This is a genomic window from Paenalkalicoccus suaedae (assembly GCF_006965545.2).
Lineage (GTDB): Bacteria > Bacillota > Bacilli > Bacillales > Salisediminibacteriaceae > Paenalkalicoccus > Paenalkalicoccus suaedae.
Genome location: NZ_CP041372.2, coordinates 2793322 through 2817074, shown reverse-complemented (window position 1 = coordinate 2817074; position 23753 = coordinate 2793322). Strand labels below are relative to the sequence as shown.

At 43.9% G+C, this 23753-nt stretch carries 21 protein-coding genes and 1 riboswitch; of the genes, 19 read left to right on the top strand and 2 right to left on the bottom strand.

What is annotated here, in order from left to right; translation table 11 throughout:
* Positions 1–6: 6 nt before the first annotated feature.
* Together FLK61_RS15120 and FLK61_RS15115 are read left to right on the top strand one after the other, a co-directional pair.
* The gene (locus FLK61_RS15120; protein ID WP_176010205.1) at positions 7–1188 is read left to right on the top strand and encodes an acetyl-CoA C-acetyltransferase; all 1182 of its coding nucleotides are present in this window, start codon (positions 7–9) and stop codon (positions 1186–1188) included.
* Positions 1189–1213: 25 nt separating this feature from the next.
* Positions 1214–2995 (top strand): acyl-CoA dehydrogenase family protein, encoded by a 1782-nt coding sequence (locus FLK61_RS15115; protein ID WP_176010204.1) that lies wholly within the window; start codon positions 1214–1216, stop codon positions 2993–2995.
* A gap of 1059 nt (positions 2996–4054) precedes the next feature.
* Here FLK61_RS15115 and FLK61_RS15110 read toward each other — a convergent pair.
* Positions 4055–5203 (bottom strand): FAD/NAD(P)-binding protein, encoded by a 1149-nt coding sequence (locus FLK61_RS15110; protein ID WP_176010203.1) that lies wholly within the window; start codon positions 5201–5203, stop codon positions 4055–4057.
* Positions 5204–5353: 150 nt separating this feature from the next.
* Between FLK61_RS15110 and FLK61_RS15105 the strand changes: the two genes are divergently transcribed.
* From FLK61_RS15105 to FLK61_RS15045, 14 genes are all read left to right on the top strand, one after another.
* The gene (locus FLK61_RS15105) at positions 5354–5710 is read left to right on the top strand and encodes an arsenate reductase family protein (RefSeq protein ID WP_176010202.1); all 357 of its coding nucleotides are present in this window, start codon (positions 5354–5356) and stop codon (positions 5708–5710) included.
* A gap of 90 nt (positions 5711–5800) precedes the next feature.
* Positions 5801–6184, top strand: coding sequence for a glycine cleavage system protein GcvH (gcvH, locus tag FLK61_RS15100; protein ID WP_176010201.1), 384 nt, complete (start codon positions 5801–5803; stop codon positions 6182–6184).
* Positions 6185–7222: 1038 nt separating this feature from the next.
* On the top strand, positions 7223–8473 hold the full coding sequence (locus FLK61_RS15095; RefSeq protein WP_176010200.1) for an MFS transporter: 1251 nt from the start codon (positions 7223–7225) through the stop codon (positions 8471–8473).
* Positions 8474–8592: 119 nt separating this feature from the next.
* Positions 8593–8700: riboswitch (SAM riboswitch) on the top strand.
* 148 nt (positions 8701–8848) lie between these two features.
* On the top strand, positions 8849–9874 hold the full coding sequence (locus FLK61_RS15090; RefSeq protein WP_176010199.1) for a methionine ABC transporter ATP-binding protein: 1026 nt from the start codon (positions 8849–8851) through the stop codon (positions 9872–9874).
* Entirely contained in the window at positions 9867–10550 is a 684-nt protein-coding gene (locus tag FLK61_RS15085; protein WP_176010198.1) for a methionine ABC transporter permease, read from the top strand. Before FLK61_RS15090 ends, FLK61_RS15085 begins: the two co-directional genes overlap by 8 nt.
* Before the next feature lie 31 nt (positions 10551–10581).
* Positions 10582–11532 (top strand): MetQ/NlpA family ABC transporter substrate-binding protein, encoded by a 951-nt coding sequence (locus FLK61_RS15080; RefSeq protein ID WP_176010197.1) that lies wholly within the window; start codon positions 10582–10584, stop codon positions 11530–11532.
* Positions 11533–12111: 579 nt separating this feature from the next.
* Entirely contained in the window at positions 12112–12243 is a 132-nt protein-coding gene (locus FLK61_RS20090) for a YuzK family famiily protein (RefSeq protein WP_430708766.1), read from the top strand.
* A 352-nt stretch (positions 12244–12595) separates the two neighbouring features.
* A complete protein-coding gene (gene sufC / locus FLK61_RS15075) occupies positions 12596–13378 on the top strand; it encodes a Fe-S cluster assembly ATPase SufC (protein WP_176010196.1) in 783 nt (260 codons plus the stop codon).
* A 27-nt stretch (positions 13379–13405) separates the two neighbouring features.
* The gene (gene sufD / locus FLK61_RS15070) at positions 13406–14713 is read left to right on the top strand and encodes a Fe-S cluster assembly protein SufD (protein WP_176010195.1); all 1308 of its coding nucleotides are present in this window, start codon (positions 13406–13408) and stop codon (positions 14711–14713) included.
* Positions 14713–15936, top strand: a complete 1224-nt coding sequence (locus FLK61_RS15065; RefSeq protein WP_176010194.1) for a cysteine desulfurase — start codon at positions 14713–14715, stop codon at positions 15934–15936. The genes sufD and FLK61_RS15065 overlap by 1 nt, the downstream gene beginning before the upstream one ends.
* Entirely contained in the window at positions 15923–16363 is a 441-nt protein-coding gene (sufU, locus tag FLK61_RS15060) for a Fe-S cluster assembly sulfur transfer protein SufU (RefSeq protein ID WP_176010193.1), read from the top strand. Before FLK61_RS15065 ends, sufU begins: the two co-directional genes overlap by 14 nt.
* Positions 16364–16465: 102 nt before the next feature.
* Positions 16466–17863, top strand: coding sequence for a Fe-S cluster assembly protein SufB (sufB, locus tag FLK61_RS15055; protein WP_176010192.1), 1398 nt, complete (start codon positions 16466–16468; stop codon positions 17861–17863).
* Between the two features lie 191 nt (positions 17864–18054).
* Positions 18055–19053 (top strand): hypothetical protein, encoded by a 999-nt coding sequence (locus tag FLK61_RS15050; protein ID WP_176010191.1) that lies wholly within the window; start codon positions 18055–18057, stop codon positions 19051–19053.
* 268 nt (positions 19054–19321) lie between these two features.
* A complete protein-coding gene (locus FLK61_RS15045; RefSeq protein WP_176010190.1) occupies positions 19322–19525 on the top strand; it encodes a hypothetical protein in 204 nt (67 codons plus the stop codon).
* 145 nt (positions 19526–19670) lie between these two features.
* Here FLK61_RS15045 and FLK61_RS15040 read toward each other — a convergent pair whose 3' ends face one another.
* Entirely contained in the window at positions 19671–20510 is an 840-nt protein-coding gene (locus FLK61_RS15040; protein ID WP_176010189.1) for a manganese catalase, read from the bottom strand.
* 154 nt (positions 20511–20664) lie between these two features.
* On the opposite strand from FLK61_RS15040, the gene FLK61_RS15035 reads away from it, so the two are divergent.
* Genes FLK61_RS15035 through FLK61_RS15025 form a run of 3 tightly spaced genes read left to right on the top strand, consistent with a single transcriptional unit; the run spans position 20665 to position 23736 of the window.
* Complete coding sequence (locus FLK61_RS15035) at positions 20665–21516, top strand: DUF72 domain-containing protein (RefSeq protein ID WP_176010188.1); 852 nt, start codon at positions 20665–20667, stop codon at positions 21514–21516.
* Positions 21517–21558: 42 nt separating this feature from the next.
* Positions 21559–22362: a sulfite exporter TauE/SafE family protein gene (locus FLK61_RS15030; RefSeq protein WP_176010187.1), complete on the top strand. Its 804-nt coding sequence runs from the start codon at positions 21559–21561 to the stop codon at positions 22360–22362.
* A 21-nt stretch (positions 22363–22383) separates the two neighbouring features.
* Positions 22384–23736 (top strand): bifunctional metallophosphatase/5'-nucleotidase, encoded by a 1353-nt coding sequence (locus FLK61_RS15025; protein ID WP_176010186.1) that lies wholly within the window; start codon positions 22384–22386, stop codon positions 23734–23736.
* Positions 23737–23753 lie beyond the last annotated feature (17 nt).

Here is a 23753-nt window from a genome sequence, read left to right as displayed (position 1 = left end):
TCGTGTGTGAAGGAAGCAGTGATTGTAGCAGGTGCACGGACACCTGTCGGAAAAGCGAAAAAAGGAACATTAGCGAACGTGCGACCAGACGATTTAGCCGCACTAACGATCAAAGAAACGTTAAAGAGAGCAAATAACTTTGACCCTGCGCGTATCGAAGATGTCATCATCGGGTGTGCGATGCCAGAAGCAGAGCAGGGTATGAATATGGCACGAAATATTTCTGCGCTAGCAGGACTACCAGACGAAGTACCAGCGATCACGATCAATCGCTACTGCTCGTCCGGGCTACAAAGTATTGCCTATGCAGCTGAGCGCATTCAGCTTGGTAAGGCAGAGGCAATCATTGCGGGTGGAGCAGAATCAATGAGCTTGATCCCTATGGGTGGTCACGTGATTGCACCTAACCCAACGCTTGTAGAAAATGCACCTGAATACTATATGGGCATGGGCTACACAGCAGAGGAAGTAGCAAGCCGTTTCGGCATTAGCCGAGAGGATCAAGATGCGTTCGCGGTGGAAAGTCATCGTAAAGCTGCACGTGCCCTATCAGAAGGGAAATTCGACGAAGAAGTTGTCCCTGTCCCAGTTATTCTTAGACACGTAAACGGCGACAATAAACTCGTTGAGACAGAGGTACTACTAGAGCGCGACGAAGGCGTTCGGGAAGAAACAACGGTAGAAGCTCTAGCAAAGCTACGTCCAGCTTTCAAGCCATTTGGAGGATCGGTTACAGCAGGTAACGCGTCCCAGATGAGCGATGGAGCAGCGTCCGTACTCGTTATGGACCGTGAAGTGGCAGAGAAGGAAGGCTTAACGCCACTTGTTAAAGTACTCTCCTTTGCTGTAGCTGGTGTACCACCAGAAATCATGGGAATTGGTCCTGTTGAAGCGATCCCAAAGGCAGTCAAAGAAGCTGGGCTAGAGCTATCTGATATTGGCTTATTCGAGCTAAACGAAGCCTTCGCCTCTCAGTCGATTCAAGTTATTCGACACCTTGAGCTTGACCCTGAAAAGGTAAACGTAAACGGTGGCGCTATTGCTTTAGGGCATCCACTAGGTTGCACGGGCACAAAGCTTACGCTTAGCCTGATTCATGAAATGAAGCGCCGCAATGAAAAGTACGGTGTTGTTACGATGTGTATTGGCGGAGGCATGGGTGCCGCTGGCGTATTCGAACTACTATAAACCACTATTTTAGGAGGAGATTTATATGTCAACGACTGAAAGCAAAGTTAAAGGTGGCGGATTTTTACTCGAGTCGATCTCACCAGATCGCATTTTTACACCAGAGGACTTCTCTGACGAGCATATCATGATCGCAAAAACGACAGAGGACTTCGTTGTAAACAAAGTTGTCCCTGAGATTGAGTACATTGAGCACCACGAATTTGATCGCTCTGTACGTCTTATGAAAGAAGCTGGAGAGCTCGGACTACTAGGCGCAGACATTCCAGAAGAGTACGGCGGAATTGGCCTAGATAAAATTAGCTCCTCTCTTATTACAGAAAAATTTGCCCGCGCAGGTTCCTTCTCGTTAACACAAGGAGCACACGTTGGTATCGGAACACTTCCAATCGTGTTCTTCGGAACAGAAGAGCAAAAGCATAAGTATCTACCAGAGCTTGCTACTGGTGAAAAAATTGCCGCATACGCGTTAACAGAGCCTAGCTCTGGATCAGATGCACTTGGTGCTAAGGCAACGGCTGTATTAAACGAAGCGGGTACACACTACGTGCTAAACGGAGAAAAGCAGTGGATTACGAACGCCGGCTTTGCAGACGTATTTGTTGTCTATGCAAAAGTAGACGGGGAGCAGTTCTCAGCGTTTATTGTGGAAAAAGAGTTTGGCGGTGTTTCCACAGGTCCAGAAGAAAAGAAGATGGGGATTAAAGGCTCATCGACGCGTACGCTTATTTTGCAAGACGTAGAAGTACCTGTCGATAATCTGCTTGGAGAAGTTGGCAAAGGGCACGTAATCGCATTTAACATTTTAAACGTTGGTCGCTATAAGCTTGGAGTTGGCTGTATCGGTGGCGCGAAGCGTGCGATTGAGCTATCGGCTAAATACGCAAACGAGCGCAAGCAGTTTAAAATCCCGATCTCTAAGTTTACGCTAATCCAAAAGAAGCTTGCGGAAATGGCAGCTCGCACGTACGCAATGGAAAGCACGATCTACCGTACAGGTGGCTTGATTGACGAGGCGTTTGAAGGTCTGACAGCCGATGAGCAAAAGGATGGCGTTGCGGTTGGTAAGGCAATTGCGGAATATGCAATTGAGTGCTCCCTCAACAAATTCTTCGGTTCAGAAGTGCTAGATTTCGTTGTCGATGAAGCGGTTCAAATTCACGGTGGATATGGATTTATGGCGGAGTATGAAGTGGAGATGATGTATCGTAACTCTCGCATCAATCGAATCTTCGAAGGTACAAACGAGATCAACCGTATGCTCGTGCCAGCAACAATTATGAGAAAAGCAATGAAGGGTGAGCTACCGCTATTAGAGCAGGCAGCAGGTCTTCAAGAAGAGCTCATGATGATGATGCCACAAGAAGTCGGCGATGAGCCACTTGAGCAGGAAAAGTATCTGCTTGAGAACGCGAAGAAAATCTTCCTCATGATCGCAGGAACAGCAGCACAAAAGTACGGCGAAAAGCTTCAGCGTGAGCAAGAAATGCTTGCAAACGTTGCCGATATCGTCAACGAAATCTTTAACCTAGAATCCACAATCCTTCGTACAGAAAAGGCGATGAATGCCTCTGGCGAAGAAAAAGCAGCAACAAAGCTTCTTATGACGCAAATCTATGCGCAAGAAGCATTCAATCATATCGAAGCAATTGCAAAAGAATCATTAGTAGCATTAGAAGATGGTGATAGCCTTCGTACGATGCTATCCATTCTTAAGAAGCTAACGCGTCACACTCCAATTAACCTTGTGGCGAAAAAGCGTGAGCTAGCGCAAGTAGTTATTGCACAAGAAAAGTATGTTGTTTAAGTAAGTAGTTATCCCATTTTGGGGCACTCCCCTGTCCCAAAATTTATCATCATACGCGCAATTTGCGAGTATGTATAATCAACTCTTTCTTTAAGAAGGAGCATTCTTCTCTCTTGTGTGCGCAGGTCCTTAATTGGATCTGCGCCTTTTTTATTTTGGAATTCTCACACAGCTCTCCGAGCTGTCAGCCCTACGGACACTCTACAACATCCATAGGGCCGGTCTTTGAGCTTCCTCGTCGGCAGGGTGCGGCTGCCGCCTTACCCTAAGCGCCTCCTGTGGGATCTCAAAGACCTCTTTCCCCTATGGATTGTCTCCGAATGTCCTCCGGGTCTGCCAGCTCTGCGAGCAGGTGATAAAGGGAAGTCCACCAAATAGATGTAGGTTTTTATAGGACGGCAGTTGAGCAATTGGATTTTATGAACCATATAAGAAAAGAATGTACCACACGAGAGATTTATGTACCGTATGAGAAAAGAATGAACCGTATAGGAAATTTATGAACCGCATGGAGAAAGAATGAACCGTAAGCGAAATAAATGAACGTTGCAGCATTTCAATAGACCTGTTGCATCTTTAAGAGCTAGGCAAGGTTCTTTCGCCTAGTAATATTAACAAAAGAAAATATTAATGCATCAAAGAACCTTTCTCTTTAAAGAAGCTCAAAAGGAGGCACACTCGGAGAATGTCCGGAGACAATTAGTAGGCTCAGGCACTGACCCTACTAATGTCGAAGGGCGTTCGTAGAGCTGACTCCTCTTTTTATATGGTTAGCATCAACCGCTAGCCTGAAACCAGCGAGAAAAGCACTCACTGATTTCTAACTACAAGGCTAGCTTCCTTGATGCTTTCGTTCGTCTGCAAAGTTCGCAGACTTCTCGCTAATGTCGAAGGGCGTTCGTAGAGCTGACTCCTCTTACTCCATGTAACTCATTAAACTGTTCTTGAACTAGTTGGCTCTAAAGCAATCCAAGCTCGATAGAGCTGAACTAAAATAGTCGGCACTTAATCATCATAAAGCTCGAAGAGCTGCTCTTAAATAAGTGGCACTTCAGCAAACTAAGCCAGCTGACTCTCGACAATACGCGAAGCAGCACGCTGCGCTCCCGAAATATTTCGCGCGACAGGTCCAATCTCAAGCTCTGCTAGAGCGCCAACGGCATACAAATCCTCCGCCCACATGAGAGAGGACGTTAAAATCGGAAAGCCACACTGCGCGCAAGGGAGAGAGTAGGCGTCAATCGTAGCCTGAAGCCACTCTTTACCAGGCAATACCGGTTCAAATCCTGTACAGCACACAATGTGGTCAACCTCTAAACTAGTCTGCTCATTAAAAAGCACATAGCGCCCGTCCTTACGCGTAACATCCGTCCATTCCTCTGTTATAATTTCAAGCTTTTGCTCCCGCTCAAGCTTCCGTAGCTTAAACAAAAGATCACGCGTAATCGACCCGCGATTTCGAGCCTCGTGAATACATGACCGGCGCTCCTGATAGCTCTCGACTCGCTTAAAACTACTCATCTTCTTCGGGCCGAGCCAGCCAGGATTTGAGTCAAACGCATGCACCCTAAACGCATGACGCTTACTCAAAGTCACCTGCCCAGGATATCGATTACTCAAAAGCGCCGCCGTGTGCGCAGACGTAATCCCGCCCCCGATAATCGCAATCTTTCCCTCCATACTCTCAAGGTCTAATTCTGTGTCGAAAATGTGGTGCACGTGCTGCCCATTATAAGGCTTCAAACATGCAGGAATCGAAAGCTTTTGTCCAGCACCCAACGCTAACACTACTTTATCGGAGTACATGGTTTCTCCAGATGCGAGCTCTATTTCCCATGTAGCATTCTTTTTTAATCCAGTAACGGAATCCTTAATAAAACAAGAATCCAGCTTGTGACGCTTCACTTCCTGCTCACAATACTCATGGAAGAATGCTCGCTCTGGTCGCTTATAGCGACCCAAAAATGGTGAGTCACCTTCGGCATGATTTTCTAACGTGAAGGGCTTGGAGGATAAGTGATGCACAAAGGATGAGCGCAGGTAGGGCATCTCAATTCGATTCGTGCGGAAGCGCCACTGCGCCAGCGGCTCACCGTGTGGATCAATAATCCGTAGGTTTTGGACTGAAACAATGTTGTGCTCGAGTAAGTGGACGGCAGTTGTGATCCCTTGTATTCCGCCACCAATAATCGTCCATGTATGAGTCATTCTTCATCATCCTTTTTAATTCGTAATCATTACGGTTTATATTAATAGGAAAGGTTACGATTTGCAAGGGCTCTATGCAAAATAGATGATGAAAGGGCACTTTTTAAGGTACACTGGAAATGAAATAGGCTAAAAAGGAGTCGATGAATAATGACAGTAACGTTTTATCAATACCCAGCGTGTAGCACATGTAAAAAGGCAGAGAAGTGGTTGAAGGACAACGATGTCTCCTACGAATCGGTTCATATCGTAGAAGATACGCCTTCAAAAGAGACGCTTCGCGAGCTTGTATCTAAAAGTGACCAGCCGATCAAAAAGTTTTTCAACACGAGTGGAAAGAAATATCGCGAGCTTGGGCTTAAGGATAAGGTGCAATCTGCCGACGAAGACGAGCTTTTAGAGATCCTAGCATCGGACGGAATGTTAATTAAGCGCCCGCTTGCGACGGACGGCAAGAACGTCACGATCGGGTTTAAAGAGGATATCTATGAGGAAATGTGGAAGTAGTAGGATAGAAGGTTGTTCTTCCATTATCGCTATATTATAGTGGAAGAGTGAATCAATCTACATAGCACAAAGCTGAAGGAGGATGTACACATGAGCGTACCAAAGGATTTCAAGTATTCAGAAGAGCACGAGTGGGTCAAACAAGAGGGCGAGTCTGTACGAATCGGTATCACAGATTTTGCACAGGACGAGCTAGGTGACATCGTCTTTGTCGAGCTACCAGAAGTAGGCGACGAAGTAAAAGCCGACGAGCCTTTCGGAAGCGTCGAATCTGTTAAAACTGTTTCAGAACTATATGCACCGGTTTCCGGTAAAGTAGTTGAGATCAACGAGGAGCTTGAAGATTCTCCTGAGCTAGTAAACGAATCTCCATACGAAAAAGCATGGATGATCGTAGTAGAGCCATCTGACAGCGGCGAGCTTGACAAGCTGATGGATGCAGAAGCATATGAGCAATTAATCGATGAAGACTAAGTAACGCATGGCGCCCCTAGTGGGCGCTTTTTGTTTTGAAGGTGGGATTACCTCCGGTCCTCCCACGCTCAAAGTTCAAATTGTCTAAATGCCACCTAGTTTCGTTAAGTTTTCTTAGCTTCACAAGGGTAGAGGAGTCAGCTCTACGAACACCCTTCGACATTAGCAGGGTCTGAATCTAAGCCTACTCGTCGGGCAGGAGTCGACTGTCGTCTCTTCCTGAACGCCCTTCTGCGTGGTCTTATCTCCAGCCTATTCCTGCTAATTGTCTCCGGGTATTCTCCGAGTCTGCCTCCTCTAGAGCTTCTAGATGATAAGAGTAAATTTAAATACAAAAGCCGATCTTAGCAGAATAGAATGCAAGATCTAAACCATAGTATCAAAGTGAAAAGTTCTTAAATTGCACAAACGTTGTGTTAGAGCAATTCTTGCTCACGGTACATTTCTCTTGTATATGGTACATAAATATTTTATACGGTACATAAATCTCGCACAGCGTACATTTCCTAAAGAAAATAAGCCTCAACGTACATTCATTCCGAATACGGTACATTCATTCCGAATACGGTACATTTATTTTTTATACGGTACATAAAAATCTTCATTGCTAAAAAGTCACTTATCTACAACCATATACTTAAAAAGAAAAGCTTTTCAACAAAGAGAAAGGCTCTTTATCTATGCCTTTTTTAAATCAAACGCAGAGCTGGCAGACCCGGAGGACATTCGGAGACAATCCATAGGGGAAAGAGGTTTTTGAGATCCCACAGGAGGCGCTTAGGAGGAGACGACAGTCGAGTCCTGCCGACGAGGAAGCTCAAAGACCGGCCCTATGGATGTCGTAGAGTGTCCGGAGGGCTGACAACTCGGAGAGAAGATTTAAACTAGTTAGCACTCCAGCAATTTCAGCTCGAAGAGCTGAGAAGGTATTTGTATTTAACTAGTTGACACTTCACATCCAAGCTATACAAAATCCCAAAACTACCTTATTATTTAGAGAGACGAACTAATTCGATAAACATAGCACAGGAGGCAACAATGGGATCACTAGCTGGTGATTGGCGCGACCAATTTAAACAGTACAACAAAAACGTCCGTTTATTCTTACTAAGCTCCATCCTCGTAAACATCGGGATGGGCATCTTTATGATCATCTACAACTACTACATACGAGAGCTCGGCTTTAATGATCAAACAAACGGGTCCGTCATCGCCATGCAGGCAACCGCAACTGCGATCACTTTATTACCTATTGGTATCCTTAGTGACCGAACGGGCCGTAAAAAAATCATTTTAATAGGCACCATTTTTGCAGGAGTCAGTCTCTTCGTGCGCGCGATGGTGGGGGCTGAGTCCCTTCTCCTAAGCGGAGCGTTCATGACGGGACTCTTCATGGCCTTTATTCAAGTCACAGCCATTCCCTTACTTGCTGAAAACTCAACGGAAAAGCAGCGCGTTCATTTGTTCAGCTTTAACTTTGCCGTCATTATGATTGCAAATGTTATCGGAAATTTACTTGGAGGCTCGTTAAGTGATTTCTTCATTTTTCTCTTCCAAGTATCGGAGCTTTGGAGTATCCGATTGACATTATTAATTGGAGCAACGTTTTATATAGCTGCGATTATTCCAATTACAAAAATCCGCGAAGAGCGCAAGATTCGAACAGCGAATGTTCAGAAGAAATCCTTCCGCCAACTTTTTCAAACGAATCGGAAAGGGCTTAAAATTATTATGCTGTTTGCGGTGGCGCAGATTATTATTGGCTTTGGATCAGGGCTCGTGATTCCGTATTTGAACTTATATTTTGTCGATCGATTTGATGCGTCGTATACGTCTGTCGGACTGATTCTCTCGTCTGGACAGCTGATGACGGCGATTGCGATGATGATCGGACCGGCGGTAGTGAAGCGGCTTGGTGAGGTGCGGGCCGTTGTGCTTCTGCAGCTCATGTCAATTCCGTTCTTGCTTATTACTGCCTTTACGGAGCAGCTCTGGCTTGCAGTGTTTGGCTTCCTATTCAGACAAGCGCTGATGAACGCCGGGAATCCGATTCAGATGTCTCTGATGATGCGGAGCGTCGATGATTCGATCAAGGGCCTCGCGAATTCTGTTGGTCAAGCGGTATTCCAGCTCGGCTGGGCGGTCATGGGTCCAGTTTCGACCACGATTGTCCTGGTCTATGGCGCTTACAACGGCTATGCAATCGTGTTTAGTATCACCGCAGGACTGTATATTTTAGGCACGACGTATTTCTTCCTTGTCTTCCGTCATAATAAGCCCACTTCTTAGGGGAGAAACCTCGTAGGAAAAGCGTAGACACATTTCTGAAAACGAACGATGTTTTTTGTTGACAGAACGAATAGGGAATGATAATATCCATATCAGACTAATAAACGAATAAAGATATCTTCTTATCCAGAGAGGTGGAGGGACTGGCCCTATGAAACCCGGCAACCATCAAGCATTCGCTTGGAAGGTGCCAATTCCAACAAAGCGTGTGCTTTGAAAGATGAGAGGAAGGCTTTTTACTTTTAAGTAAACCCTTCTGTTCATCTATATGACAGAAGGGTTTTTTCGTATCCTTACGAGGATTTTTTTATTCGGTTGACGCGTCTATGCGTTAAACGAATATTGATTACAGTTATTGTGGAAGGATGGACGACGTTGATTACTTTATCAAAAATAGCAAAGACATTCCGTACTCGTGACGGAAATGTGACAGCTGTCGATAATATTGATTTAACGATCGATAAAGGCGAAATCTACGGCATCATTGGCTACAGTGGTGCAGGTAAAAGTACCCTTATTCGACTGCTAAATATGCTTGAGGCACCAACATCCGGTACTGTATCGGTTGCTGGGAAAGAAATGAATAAGCTTTCTAAAAGACAGCTCAGACAAGCAAGACAGGAGATCGGGATGATCTTCCAGCATTTTAATCTCTTATGGTCACGAACTGTCGAAGAGAACATTGCGTTTCCTCTAGAGATTAAAGGGGTCTCAAAGGTTGATCAGAAGAAGAGAGTCGATGAGCTCATTAAGCTTGTAGGACTAGAAGGTAGAGGGGGATCCTATCCATCTCAGCTATCTGGAGGGCAAAAGCAGCGCGTCGGTATTGCGCGAGCACTAGCCAACAATCCTCAGGTGCTATTATGTGACGAAGCGACATCGGCACTTGATCCGAAGACAACAGACTCTATTTTAGAGCTACTAACGGATATTAATAAAAAGCTCGGATTAACGATCGTGCTCATCACACACGAGATGCACGTTATCCGGAAGATTTGTCACCAGGTTGCCGTAATGGAGCAAGGTAAAATTGTAGAAAGAGGTCCTGTATTGGATGTCTTCCGCAAACCACAGCAGGCAATGACAAAGGAATTCGTCAAGCAGGTTACTGAGCCTGAAGAGACAGAAGAAGCAATCAACCACCTCTTTAAAGAGGATGGGATTGGGCACGTGCTACAGCTTACATTTGTAGGCGGAGAAGCACAGCGACCACTCATTACGGACGTTGTTCGTAAATTTGATGTCTCCATTAGTATTTTGCAAGGAAAGATCTCGCAAACGCAAAACGGTCCTTACGGTTCTCTATTCATCAGTATGTCAGGTGACAAGAGCCAGGTTGATGGAGCTATTGCGTTTATCCAAGAGCAAAAAGTAGACGTGGAGGTGATCCACCATGGCTAACTTTTTACTAGGATCTGTATTTTTAGGTGATGTAAACTGGGAGAACATGTGGGATGCAACGCTTGAGACACTGTATATGTCTCTTATTGCACTCGTAGTTACATTTGTATTAGGGATTATGTTAGGGCTGCTTCTCTTCTTAACGAGTCGAGGACAACTTTGGCAAAATAAAGTAATAAACTTTGTGATCGGTGCTTATGTAAATATTTTTAGATCGATTCCGTTTATCATTTTAATTGTCTTATTAATTCCATTTACACGAACTATTTTAGGGACATTCTTAGGTCCCTCCGCCGCACTACCAGCGCTTATTATAGGAGCAGCACCATTCTACGCACGAATGGTAGAGATTGCGCTCCGTGAAATAGATAAGGGAGTTATTGAAGCCTCTAAATCAATGGGAGCTTCTAATGGACAAATTATTATGAAGGTTTTACTACCTGAATCCATGCCAGCCTTAGTATCTGGTATTACTGTAACAGCGATTGCGCTTGTCAGTTATACCGCAATGGCAGGGGTTATTGGAGCGGGTGGACTAGGTGACCTCGCATTCCGCGATGGTTTCCAACGAAACAATCCAGAGATTACGATTGTTGCAACGATTATCGTCCTAATAATCGTCTTTATTCTTCAGTTTATTGGCGATTATTTAACGAATAAAATTGATAAGCGATAAGCTTACAACACTTTTTAAGGGGGATTTATCCATGAAAAAAGCACTACAGGTAGCAGGAGTAGCATCATTATCAGTAGCATTCTTAGCGGCTTGCGGAGGGAACGACGCAAACGATACAAACGTAGAGAACGCACCAGCAAATAACGTGAACGACACTGCAGAAAACAATGCAGCGAATGAGCCAGCTGAAGACAATACAAACGAGCCGGCAGAGAACAATGCAAACGGTGAAGCATCAGAAGATTTAGGAACACTTGTGGTAGGTGCGTCTAACGTACCTCACGCAGAAATCTTAGAATTTGCTGCGCCTCTATTAGCAGAGCAAGGTGTAGAGCTTGAGATTCAATCTTTCAACGACTACATTCTTCCTAACCAAGCATTAAACGAAGGCGAACTGGATGCAAACTACTTCCAGCACATTCCTTATCTTGAGTCTCAAATCGAAGAATTTGGCTATGATTTCGTTAACGCTGGTGGAATTCACATCGAGCCAATCGGTATCTACTCTCAAGATTACGCAACACTAGAAGAGCTTCCTGAAGGAGCGGACATCATTATGTCAAGCTCGGTAGCTGACCACGGTCGTATTCTACGACTTCTTGAAGAAGAAGGACTTATCACTTTAGCAGAGGGCGTTGGCATTAACGCAACTTTAGATGATATTGAAGAAAATCCAAACAATTTTAACTTCCAAGATAACGTAGAAGCAGCTCTTCTACCAACGGCTTTCGAAAATAACGAAGGTGACGCGATTTTAATTAACTCTAACTATGCACTTGATGCAGGGTTAAACCCATTAGAAGATTCTATCGCAATTGAAGCTGGAGATTCTGAGAACCCATACGTAAACGTAATTGCTGTAAACAGCGGTGACGAAGATGATCCACGCGTTCAAACTCTTGTAGATGTATTACTATCTGACGAAGTACGTGACTTCATCCTTGAAGAATACAACAACGCAGTAGTACCTGCAGAGCAATAAAAAATAGTATGCAGCAACCTCGTTAGGATCTTTATCCTAGCGAGGTTGTTTTTTTGTTCAGCGATTTTGTGTGGCGGAAGGTTAAAAGAGAAGCAGGAGTAAATGAAAGCCGGAAGAATATATGAGGTGGTGCGTGGACATTCAAAGGTAAATAGAAGGGAGAACAAGCAAGGCTTGAGAACGAGCAAACAAGGTCTAAGGAAGCGCAAAGGAGAGAAGGAAGAACAAACGAAGTGTCAGCAGGACGCGCAAATAAAGCTAAAAATAATAACTACATATTAAAAAGGTGAAACTAAAAACCACTAATTTACATTTGCATAAAACCTTTTCCTTCCAAATCTAAGCTGAAGGTTGTGATCTGCTCGTTATATGGAGAAATTACGCCAAAATTGTTTCTATAAAAGACGTGAGGGGTAGAGAACTACCATCAGCAGCTATTGTCAGATTATTTGCCAGTAGGCGGTAATAGGTAGCTCGGTACCTGCATGGTATGATAGCTTCTGTACATTATAACGAGAAGGGAATTGATTCATTATCCATAATATCGAGGCGAAACACACGAGTGAAATGGAAAAGGCAATGCAACTATCTCATGGAATGGGATATGAGGAGTATGGCAGTAAGCTTGATAACATTTTAAAAGTGGAGCAACAGCGCGATAAAGAGTATGCGGAGACGAAGGAAATTGCCGAACGTTTACATCAAGGATAAAGACCTATATAATAGAGAACAGATAAAGGGTACCCGAAATCGGGTACCCTTTCATCCTGTTTTTAATTAAGATTCATTCTCAATTAGAATCGAAAAATGTTCGGTTATTGAGAATTGCATTCATGTCACATTGAGAGAGTGAACGTGATCAAGTCGTATTCACCATGCGGAAAGACGTTGAGATTATCATAAAATCTATATTCCTGAAAAGATTTGTGTATTTTCCTTGAACTGTTTTTTCGTTTGTAATAAGATTAGAATGAGAATAAATTGAGAATCTATAAAAAGATTCACATGTTATACTATAACATGTTTTTTATCTAACTTTCAAAATCAACTGGAGGTATGATTCATGACTAAGCCTAATTTGACCGTAAATGATCTTCATGTATCTATTGAAGAAAAAGAAATTTTAAAGGGATTCGGAATTGAAGTGAACGGTGGAGAAATTCACGCGATCATGGGACCGAACGGAACTGGTAAGTCTACATTAGCATCTGCTCTAATGGGACACCCCAAGTATGAAGTAACGTCTGGAGACGCTTCATTAAATGGGGAAGACCTATTCGAGATGGAAGTAGATGAGCGCGCACGTGCTGGTCTATTCCTAGCGATGCAGTATCCATCTGAAATTGCTGGAGTAACAAACGCAGACTTCATTCGTTCTGCAATGAATGCAGACAAAGAAGAGGGCGAGCAGGTTTCTCTTATGCAATTTATCCGTAAGATCGACGACAAGATGAGCACGTTAGATATGGATCAGTCGTTCCAGCACCGTTATCTAAACGAAGGCTTCTCTGGTGGAGAAAAGAAGCGTAACGAAATTCTTCAGCTTCTTATGCTTGAGCCAAAGATTGCTATTTTAGATGAGATTGACTCTGGTCTTGATATCGATGCACTTAAAGTAGTAGCAGAAGGTATTAATGATATGCGTAGCGATGACTTTGGTTGCCTAATCATCACGCACTATCAGCGCCTACTAAACTACATTAAGCCAGACTTCGTACACGTTATGATGCAAGGCCGCATCGTTAAATCTGGTGGTCCTGAACTAGCTCAGAAGCTAGAAGAGCAAGGCTATGACTGGATTAAAGATGAGCTTGGAATCGAAGACGAGACTGTAGGACAAGACTAATTACTGGTTTTAGGAGGAGGAAATGCTATGACAACAGAAGTTACTTTTCCTGTAAATCGGGAAGAACTTACAAATTTCTCTAAAGACCATAAGGAGCCTCAGTGGTTTTCTGATCTTCGACTAAGCGCTTTAGAGAGAGCAACAAAGCTTGAGCTACCGAAGCCTGACAAAACTAAAATTGCAAAGTGGAACTTTACGTCGTTCGACTTTGCTTCTAATACAGATAAAGCAAACAGCTATGCGTCTCTTACAGAAGGTGTGAAAACACTTGTAGGTGACGAAGAGAAGGTACAAAACCTTCTTACGCAAAAAAATGGTGTGACTCAGTTCCATCAAGTCCAAGAGGAGCTAGCTTCTAAGGGCGTTATCTTTACAGATATCCAAACAGCAATTGCAGAGCACGGAGAGCTTGTAGAGAAGTACTTCATGCAGGACGCTGTATCTGTAGATGAGCATCAGCTAACATCTCTTCATGCAGCACTTGTAAACGGTGGTACGTTTATCTACGTTCCTAAAAACGTAGAAGTAGAAGCGCCACTTCAAGCTGTATTCGAGCACGCTGGTCGCTTTGGTCTATTCAATCACGTGTTAATCGTAGCGGAGGCGAATAGCTCACTTACGTATATCGAAAACTATGTGAGCGAAGGATCTGGAGAAGAAGCAATTGCGAATATTATCGCAGAAGTACATGTAGCAGATGGAGCAACTGTGCGCTTTGGTGCTGTTGATAACTTAACAAACGCTGTTACAACGTATGTAAACCGTCGTGGACAAGTTACAGGTCGTGACGCAAAGCTTTATTGGGCACTCGGTCTAATGAACGATGGGAATACAGTATCGGAGAACACAACGTACCTTCACGGTGAAGGTTCTTACGGTGACACGAAGTCTGTGACAATCGGACGTGGATCTCAGTCTCAAAACTTTACGACAAACATGGTTCATTTCGGAAAGAATTCTGATGGACAAATCTTAAAGCACGGTGTTATGAAGGATAGCGCAACGTCTATCTTCAACGGTATTTCTAAAATCGAGCACGGTGCAACGAAGGCTAACGGAGAGCAAACAGAACGCGTACTTATGCTTAGTGAAAAAGCACGTGGAGATGCAAACCCAATCCTTCTTATTGATGAGGACGATGTAACAGCAGGGCACGCAGCATCTGTTGGTAAGATTGATCCAATTCAAATGTTCTACCTAATGAGCCGCGGACTTTCTCGTTTGCAAGCAGAGCGTCTGATTATTCACGGCTTCTTAGAGCCCGTTGTAAGTGAGCTTCCGATCGACTCCGTAAAAGAGCAACTTTACGAGCTGATCGAAAGGAAAGTAATGTAATGAACGTACTTGACGTTCGTCGCCAGTTCCCCATTTTGGATCAGGAAGTCAACGGACATCGATTAGTTTATTTAGATAGTGCCGCTACTTCTCAAAAGCCAATTCAGGTGATTGAGGCAGTAGAGGACTACTATAAGCGCTACAACTCGAACGTTCACCGAGGCGTTCATACGCTTGGCTCTATGGCAACGGATGGCTATGAGGGGGCGCGTGATAAGGTGAAAGCCTTTATTAACGCCAACTCAACAAAAGAAGTTGTGTTCCTTCGTGGGACAACAACAGCTATTAATTTAATCGCTTCAAGCTATGGACGTGCAAACGTCCAGGAGGGCGATGAGATTGTCATCACGCCTATGGAGCATCACAGTAACATCATCCCATGGCAACAGCTTGCAAAAGCGACAGGTGCGACGCTCAAGTACATTCCGCTTCAGCCGGATGGTACAATTACACTGGAGGATGCGCGCGAGACGATTACAGAAAAGACGAAAATCGTTTCTGTCATGCATGTCTCAAACGTTCTTGGCACAATCAATCCAGTCAAAGAGCTAGCGCAAATTGCGCATCAACATGGAGCTGTCATGGTAGTTGACGGTGCACAGTCTGTTCCACACATGAATGTGGACGTTCAAGACCTAGATGCAGATTTTTACGCATTCTCAGGTCATAAAATGTGCGCACCAACTGGAATCGGCGTATTATATGGTAAGCAACAGCTGTTAGAAAGAATGGAGCCAGTAGAATTCGGTGGGGAAATGATCGACTTTGTTGGGCTACAGGATTCCACGTGGAAGGAGCTCCCTTGGAAGTTTGAAGGGGGTACCCCAATCATCGCAGGAGCAATCGGTTTAGGGGCTGCTATTGATTTTCTTAAAGACGTAGGGCTTGATAATATTAAAGCTCACGAGCAAAAGCTTGCAGCCTATGCAATCGAGCAAATGCGACAAATTGACGGCGTGGACATTTATGGACCAGAGAAACGAGCTGGCGTTGTTACATTTAACTGTGACGATGTGCACCCACACGACTTGGCAACTTCTTTAGACTTTGAGGGAATCGCTGTACGAGCAGGACATCACTGCGCACAGCCTCTTATGAAGTGGCTGGATGTGACAGCAACAGCTAGAGCGAGCTTTTACCTTTACAACACAGAAGAAGATGTTGATGTGTTTGTGAAAGGATTAAAAAAGACAAAGGAGTATTTTGGAGATGTCTTCAGCTAATCAATTAGATACACTTTATCGCCAGGTAATTATGGATCATTACAAAAATCCACGTAATCGTGGAGAGCTTGAAGGCGACACGCTAACGGTGGATATGAATAACCCGACGTGTGGCGACCGAATTCAGCTACAGATGAGAGTCGAAGACGGTAAAATCGCTGAAGCGAAGTTTAATGGAGAAGGCTGTTCGATCAGCATGTCCTCCGCGTCCATGATGACACAAGCGGTAAAGGGACTCTCCACTGACGATGCGCTTCGCATGTCGTCACTCTTTTCAGATATGATGCTTGGCAAAGAAATTGATACAGACGGATTAGACTTGGGTGATATTGAAGCTCTATCAGGCGTAGCGAAGTTCCCAGCCCGAATCAAGTGTGCGACACTTGCTTGGAAGGCAATGGAGCAAGGTATTGATGAAAAACAGTGATTTTGTCTTTCTCCGCTCGTTCCTGTAGAATGGACGTATAGCAGATAAGCCCGTCATTTTTAGTGCACCATGCACGATTAGATTGAACAAGGAGGGTTTCACATGGCTAAAAAAATGCCAGAAATCAGTGAATACCAATACGGTTTTTCTGATAAAGACGTGTCGATTTTCCGCTCAAAGAAGGGCTTGACTCGTGAAATCGTGGAAGAGATCTCTCGAATGAAGGAAGAGCCACAGTGGATGCTTGATTTCCGCTTAAAATCTTTAGAGCAATTTTATAAAATGCCTATGCCTCAATGGGGTGGGAACTTAGCAGAACTAAACTTTGACGAAATTACGTACTACGTAAAGCCGTCTGAGCGCTCAGAGCGTTCGTGGGATGAAGTACCAGAAGAAATCAAAAATACATTTGATAAGCTTGGTATCCCAGAAGCAGAGCAAAAGTATCTTGCAGGGGTTTCTGCACAGTATGAGTCAGAGGTTGTGTATCACAACATGAAAGAAGAGCTAACAGAGCAAGGTATCATCTTTAAGGATACAGATACAGCTCTTAAGGAAAATGAAGACATTTTCCGTAAGCACTTCGGTACAGTCATTCCTCCAACTGACAACAAGTTTGCAGCGTTAAACTCTGCAGTATGGTCTGGTGGATCATTCATCTACATTCCAAAAGGAATCAAGACGGATACACCACTTCAGGCATATTTCCGAATTAACTCGGAGAACATGGGTCAGTTCGAGCGTACGCTTATCATTGCTGACGAAGACAGCTCCGTGCATTACGTAGAAGGCTGTACAGCTCCTGTTTACACAACGAACTCTCTACACAGTGCGGTAGTTGAGATCATTGTTAAAAAGGATGCATACTGCCGTTATACGACGATCCAAAACTGGGCGCCTAACGTATTTAACCTCGTTACAAAGCGTGCGGTTGCGGAAGAAAATGCAACAATGGAGTGGGTTGATGGTAACATCGGCTCGAAGCTTACAATGAAGTATCCAGCAGTAGTGATGAAGGGCCGCGGAGCACGTGGTAACGTTCTTTCTATCGCCATCGCTGGTAAAGGGCAGCACCAGGATGCTGGAGCTAAAATGCACCATTTAGCACCTGATTGCTCATCTAGTATCGTATCGAAGTCTATCTCGAAGCATGGTGGTAAAGTAACATACCGTGGTATCGTTCACTTCGGACGTCGCTCAGAGCGCTCTAAGTCCAACATCGAGTGTGATACACTCATCATGGATAATCAGTCTACTTCTGATACAATTCCATACAATGAGATCCTAAATAACGATATTACGCTAGAGCACGAAGCGACAGTATCGAAGGTATCTGAGGAGCAATTATTCTACCTCATGAGCCGTGGTATCTCAGAGCAGGAAGCAACAGAAATGATCGTAATGGGCTTCATCGAGCCATTCACGAAGGAGCTTCCAATGGAGTATGCAGTAGAGATGAACCGTCTGATTAAATTTGAAATGGAGGGAAGCATCGGGTAATGATGCTCCTCTTGATATAGAAAAAGGCGAGCCCTTGTGGCTCGTCTTTTTTTGTGTGTAAAGGTTTTTTATGTGGTGCTTCTTAAAAACAACAAAGTTATCTTTAATAAAATGTAAGAACGTGATGCATGTCACATTAACCGTTCGTAGAGCCTTGTATACTTAACGTATTCTATTTAAAGGAGAGAGCGATGAAAACATACATAGTGTTATTTAGTGTACTTATAGGTTTATTAGCTGGGTGTGGAGAGTCTACTAATGTAGAAGAAGTGCAGGCAGGAGAAGCGGAGTTTGAAACGAATAGCGTTGAATCAGAGACGACGAGTTCAGAAGTTGTTGAGCCTACTGATGTGGTTAATGAAGAGGATGAGGTAGAAGAGATTCCTTCAGGAGAGCCTGCTGAATTTGTTCATCGCGATGACTTATTTACGTTGTCATTCCCTGATGAGTGGGATGGTCAATTTGAAGCATTTTATGAGCTGAAGGGGGTTACCTTCCAAACACTCGAGGGGGCGCCGTTGTTCCGCGTTGTTCACGTGCCAGTTGAGCAGTTTGAGGAAGGAATGCAATATCTGGGCACTAGTGAAGGGCTCATGATAGGGTATGAGGCGTTGGATAATGAGCAAGTGGATGTCGATGCTATCATGGAGTCGTTTATTTATCATGTGGTATTTGAGGCCGAACCATTATCTGAGCAAGAGCTACTTACACGTGCTCAGGAAGAGCTTGGAGCTGACGCGAATATCCAACACGTTTACATCGGGGAAGATCACTTTTTTGCAGTATCCCTTGTCTATCCGACAGATCCTGTTGATATGGTATCTGAGGGTGTGCTGATGAATACGACTGGTGATCTTCTAGAATCCTTTTCTGGGAAGCAGTTAACGAATGGGGTAGATGACCAGGTGTTATCGGTGAGAGTAATCAATACTCGCGATTCGCATCAGCTGTTTGTTTTAAATGGACATAAGACGTATTATTACACGGCTCACCTGTTGCAAGAGGATGGCTTAGAGCACCTTACTCATTTCGAAAATGCCGGAGAGATGTTTGAATTAGACTGGGAACAGGACGGTTTTACTGATACGTTGGAAATCGAGATAGATACAGGTGAATTTTATGAGCTGACGTATTTTAACTGGTTAAGAGATGAGAAGCGCTATGAGCTTTATACGGGTCAAGTTAGTTAATAGAGTTGAGGAATGGATTTAGTTTATTATTACTTTAAGGGCAAGCCAATGCGGCTTGTCTTTTTTGAATGTTGATGATGGAGTAGTTAGCATAGTAAATGGGTTGTATTTGTGGGAAGTAAGGTTGGAGTGACGGATTGCATCAGATTGCATAATTAATTTGAAGCAATCCCCCACCTCATTTAACGCATCCCCTTTACAACTTACAAATGTTTCAAATCCCCCGAAGAGGGGAGGTGGATAATAGACATAAAAAGGGGGATTTATTATGCCATCTACGAAAGAAAGAGCGTCACATGCGCGATTCCAAGGAATAATGGGAACCATTTTTGTACTACCAATAATAGGCGTACTAGGTTTGCTTGATATTATACCAATCTCCATGACTGTTTCGTGGCTAGCAATTGTAGCATTTGTGATCGGACTTATTGTGCTTTTCGTTCGGTTTAATGGAAAGAATCCTGCTAATTAATTTTGAGTCGCTTCAAAATAGTCATGATAAACATCGCGCTTTTTTAACGTCGAACGATTCAATAGAGATGCTTAGCGAATGTGAACCAACGGCTACTAAAAAGAAGCGACAGTTTACATCTACCAAATAACCCCCATACACATGATTACTCTTCAGGCTCCACAATAGGCGGCGTATCATAAACATCTTCAGGCGCAGGCGGCAGGACTGGTTTAGGTCCATATGGATGCGGCTGTTGCACGTAACGAAATTGTCCGCGCCCATCAGGAGCTATGCCGTTTGCCCATGGACCATCTGCATCAGCTTGACCTCTAGAAGTATTATAGAAATCATACGCCACTTCTTGTTTGGACCATTCACGAGGAAAGGTAGTAGGAACAACAACGTCTTGCTCCACCTCTTCTAGCTCACGAATCGCTGCAATCCATTGATTTTGGTGTGCAGTATCTCGCGCTATAAGGAAGCTAAGCGTATCTTTTACTAAAGGATCGTCGGTTATTTCATAAAGTCTAGACACTTGAAGTCGACCCTGTGACTCAGCGGTTAAGTTTGCTCTAAAGTCTGCTAGTAGATTTCCGCTAGCTATAATATAGTCTGCCGTCCATCTGTTACCAACGCTATCGGCCGGCATGGCACCAAGTCCGGACACAATCGCATGCTGCGGATTCATACCACCCATAATTGCTGCAACGGCTGGATCCGCATGATAAGCATGCTCTTGCTCTTTTAACGATGTATTGTCTAATAAACGTGCAATCAAGGTTGCGAGGATTTCAATGTGTGCTATTTCCTCGGTACCAATATCCATTAATAAATCTCGGTAACGTTTGTTCCCTCGCACATTAAATCCTTGAAACATATATTGCATGGCTACAGAGATTTCTCCCCATTGACCTCCTAACACCTCTTGGAGCATCTTCGCAAACACAGGATCTGGCCTTGTTACCTTTGCCTCGTACTGCAATTCTTTAACATGAAAAAACACAGGCATAGCCTCCTTTTGTGATCATTACTTCTCAAATTTATGAGAAAACATTGAAAACATGCTCACATATTCTGTCCTTATTTGTCACACCTTCTCGAGAGTTGTACAATGATAAGAAGGTAGTACAATGCGTGAACACGTAAGGAGGATGACGATGATACAGATTGGAGTAACGGGCTGGGGAGATCACGATAGCCTGTATGAGGGAGTTCCAGCAAGACTAAAGCTCGAAGCATATGCAAGCTATTTTCCTTTAGTGGAATTGGATTCCTCCTTTTATGCTATTCCAGCAGAGGCCTCTATTAAGAAGTGGATAGCGGAGACACCGTCACGGTTTAAATTTGTTGCAAAAGCGTATCAAGGAATGACAGGGCACCAGCGTGGAGACATACCTTTTGATTCAAAAGAAGAGATGATAGATGCGTATATAAAAGCCTTTCGTCCTCTAATGGAGGCGAATAAGCTAGCGTTCGTTCTCTGCCAGTTCCCACCGTGGTTTGACTGTCAGACTAAAAACGTCCGCTACTTACGCTGGCTTCGTGAGCAATTGCGTGATTTCCCCTGTGCGCTAGAGTTTAGGCATCATTCTTGGTATAGTGAGGCGTTTATGCAAAAGACGATGGACTACATGCGCGAGGATGACTGGATTCACAGTATTTGTGATGAGCCGCAAATTGGGGAAAGGTCAGTTCCTTTTGTTGCAATTACAACTTCTAAAGAGTGGGCGTTTGTTCGGCTTCATGGTCGCAACAAAGCGGCTTGGCAAAAACCGACCAATGGTCAAAGTTGGCGAGAAGTGAGATACTTATATGACTACTCTCATGAGGAGCTTGAAGATCTAGCTGAGAAAATCACCTCTATTAGTAAGGAAGTAAAGCAAACGGCAGTCGTTTTTAATAATAACTCTGGTGGACACGCGGCTTCTAATGCGCAGTCTTTTATTTCCATGCTAACTATTACATACGATGGATTGGCACCACGTCAGCTAAATTTATTTGATGAATAGACGTATAAGCCAGTAGATTTTAAAATAAAATAGGAGTTCATTATGGAATGGATTATACTAGCGTTAGTAGGTTTTATTGCTGCGATAGTTGGTAGTCTGCTTGGGCTTGGCGGTGGAATACTAATTGTTCCAGCTTTATTATTGATTGATCAGCTTTCGGTCGAAATGACGCCACAGCTTGCGGTCGGAACATCACTACTTATTATGATATTTACAGGACTATCATCCACAATTGCTTACAAAGCGCAGGGAAAAGTCGATATAAGAAGTGGACTACTCTTTTTTATTGGGAGCGGACCTGGAGCTATTGCTGGCGTCCTCATCAATAGGCGATTAGATATAGATGGTTTCTTTCTAGCCTTCGGGATCTTTATCATAGCTTTATCTATCATTTTGACATTCAAAGATAAGGTGAAGCCTTTACCTATAAGGCAGGAACGGATAAAGCTTCACGTAGATGATACCGGAGTTACCCACCAATACGGTCTCACCCCGTCGATTGCTATTGTTCTATCCTTTTTTGTCGGGATGCTATCAGGTCTATTCGGAGTTGGCGGTGGCTCGATTATGGTCCCTGCAATGATTTTATTATTTGCGTTCCCACCTCATTTAGCGGTCGGGACATCGATGTTTTTAGTTTTCTTATCGGCTTTAACAAGTGCAACATCACACGTGTTACTTGAGCAAATTGTCTATTTATACGCACTCGTGTTGATTCCAACTGCTTGGATTGGTGCGAAGGTGGGAGCGGCGATTAATCGTCGCATGAATAGTGTTCTGCTTGTTAGGATTTTTCAGCTGTTTTTACTTATAATCGGACTACGCATGATCGCAAACGGATTCTAGCGATCGTAGAAGGAGTGCACGATGCATCAGTTAACCATTCTGCATACAAATGATTTACATAGTCAGCTTGACCAGTGGCCTTATGTCACATCACTTATTAAACAAAAGCGTCAGGAGGCACTAGAACGTGGAGATGACGTGCTTCTTTTTGATATTGGCGATCATAGCGATCGTGCCAATCCTATTACAGAGGGATTGATGGGGAGAGGCAACGTCGAATTATTGAACGCTATGAACTATGATGCTGTTACGATAGGGAATAATGAAGGCATCACCTTCTCCAAACAGCAATTGAATGACTTATATCAAGATGCAACTTTCGAGGTGCTATTGGGCAATCTCTATGACGATGATAAGCGAGCTACATGGTGCAAGCCCTCTACAACGTATACCCTACAAAATGGCACAACAATTGGGGTTATCGGTGTCACGATCCCCTTTTATTCCTTCTATGATCGATTAGGCTGGAAAGCTACGGATGCGGCAGAAGCGATTGCAGAAGAGATCGAGAGACTACAGGACTGCGATTTCCTTATTTTACTATCACACCTAGGCCTGTCAACAGACGAACAGCTTGCTACAGATTACCCCAAGCTTGATCTTATCTTAGGATCTCACACCCATCATATTTTAGAAAATGGGAAGAAAGTGAATCGCACGTGGATTAATCAATGTGGACGATCAGGTACTCATTTAGGTGAAGTAACGGTTCAATTTGATCCTTCTTATAAGGAGATTCGCGTTGTTTCTCACCCAGTAGTAGATGTGGAAGAAGACGCGGAGACCACTAAGTTGTTAGAGAAGCTAGAGCGGGAGTCGGCAAAAAGCTTAAATGAAGAGATTGCAGAGATAGAGGAGCGTCTTGCTGTTGACTGGTACGAGCCATCTCCATTTACAACGCTTTTAGGAGAAGCGCTGACGGAGTGGTGTGAGGCAGATCTATCGATGGTGAATGCAGGGGTGCTCTTAGATAGTATACAACATGGGGCTGTTACAAAAAGAATGCTCCATCAAATTTGTCCACATCCTATTAATCCAGCAAAGGTTCGAGTAAAAGGTGAAACAATTCTCCAGGTCATTGAAGAGAGCGCAAGTAAAGATATGGTCCATTTAAAGCTACACGGATTTGGCTTTAGAGGGAAGGTAGTTGGATACACGTACTTTGATCATGTGACTCAAAAAGGCGACACGTTTTATATTCGGGGTGAGCAGCTTGAATTACATAAAGATTACACGCTCGCAACGCTTGATATGTATACGTTTAGCCCTCTATATCCAGTTTTGCAAGCGCAGGAGGCACGTTATTATATGCCGGAATTTTTGCGAGATGTACTAGCCTGGAAGCTCAAGCAGCAAGTAATAAAACCATCATGAAACAACGACTTAGGAGG

Bases quoted from the DNA above. Each gene is read 5' to 3' on its own strand.
- FLK61_RS15115 (WP_176010204.1), top strand. From the start codon at position 1,214: ATGTCAACGACTGAAAGCAAAGTTAAAGGTGGCGGATTTTTACTCGAG.
- FLK61_RS15110 (WP_176010203.1), bottom strand. From the start codon at position 5,203: ATGACTCATACATGGACGATTATTGGTGGCGGAATACAAGGGATCACA.
- FLK61_RS15105 (WP_176010202.1), top strand. From the start codon at position 5,354: ATGACAGTAACGTTTTATCAATACCCAGCGTGTAGCACATGTAAAAAG.
- gcvH (WP_176010201.1), top strand. From the start codon at position 5,801: ATGAGCGTACCAAAGGATTTCAAGTATTCAGAAGAGCACGAGTGGGTC.
- FLK61_RS15095 (WP_176010200.1), top strand. From the start codon at position 7,223: ATGGGATCACTAGCTGGTGATTGGCGCGACCAATTTAAACAGTACAAC.
- FLK61_RS15085 (WP_176010198.1), top strand. From the start codon at position 9,867: ATGGCTAACTTTTTACTAGGATCTGTATTTTTAGGTGATGTAAACTGG.
- FLK61_RS15080 (WP_176010197.1), top strand. From the start codon at position 10,582: ATGAAAAAAGCACTACAGGTAGCAGGAGTAGCATCATTATCAGTAGCA.
- FLK61_RS20090 (WP_430708766.1), top strand. From the start codon at position 12,112: ATGCAACTATCTCATGGAATGGGATATGAGGAGTATGGCAGTAAGCTT.
- sufC (WP_176010196.1), top strand. From the start codon at position 12,596: ATGACTAAGCCTAATTTGACCGTAAATGATCTTCATGTATCTATTGAA.
- sufD (WP_176010195.1), top strand. From the start codon at position 13,406: ATGACAACAGAAGTTACTTTTCCTGTAAATCGGGAAGAACTTACAAAT.
- FLK61_RS15065 (WP_176010194.1), top strand. From the start codon at position 14,713: ATGAACGTACTTGACGTTCGTCGCCAGTTCCCCATTTTGGATCAGGAA.
- sufU (WP_176010193.1), top strand. From the start codon at position 15,923: ATGTCTTCAGCTAATCAATTAGATACACTTTATCGCCAGGTAATTATG.
- sufB (WP_176010192.1), top strand. From the start codon at position 16,466: ATGGCTAAAAAAATGCCAGAAATCAGTGAATACCAATACGGTTTTTCT.
- FLK61_RS15050 (WP_176010191.1), top strand. From the start codon at position 18,055: ATGAAAACATACATAGTGTTATTTAGTGTACTTATAGGTTTATTAGCT.
- FLK61_RS15045 (WP_176010190.1), top strand. From the start codon at position 19,322: ATGCCATCTACGAAAGAAAGAGCGTCACATGCGCGATTCCAAGGAATA.
- FLK61_RS15035 (WP_176010188.1), top strand. From the start codon at position 20,665: ATGATACAGATTGGAGTAACGGGCTGGGGAGATCACGATAGCCTGTAT.
- FLK61_RS15030 (WP_176010187.1), top strand. From the start codon at position 21,559: ATGGAATGGATTATACTAGCGTTAGTAGGTTTTATTGCTGCGATAGTT.
- FLK61_RS15025 (WP_176010186.1), top strand. From the start codon at position 22,384: ATGCATCAGTTAACCATTCTGCATACAAATGATTTACATAGTCAGCTT.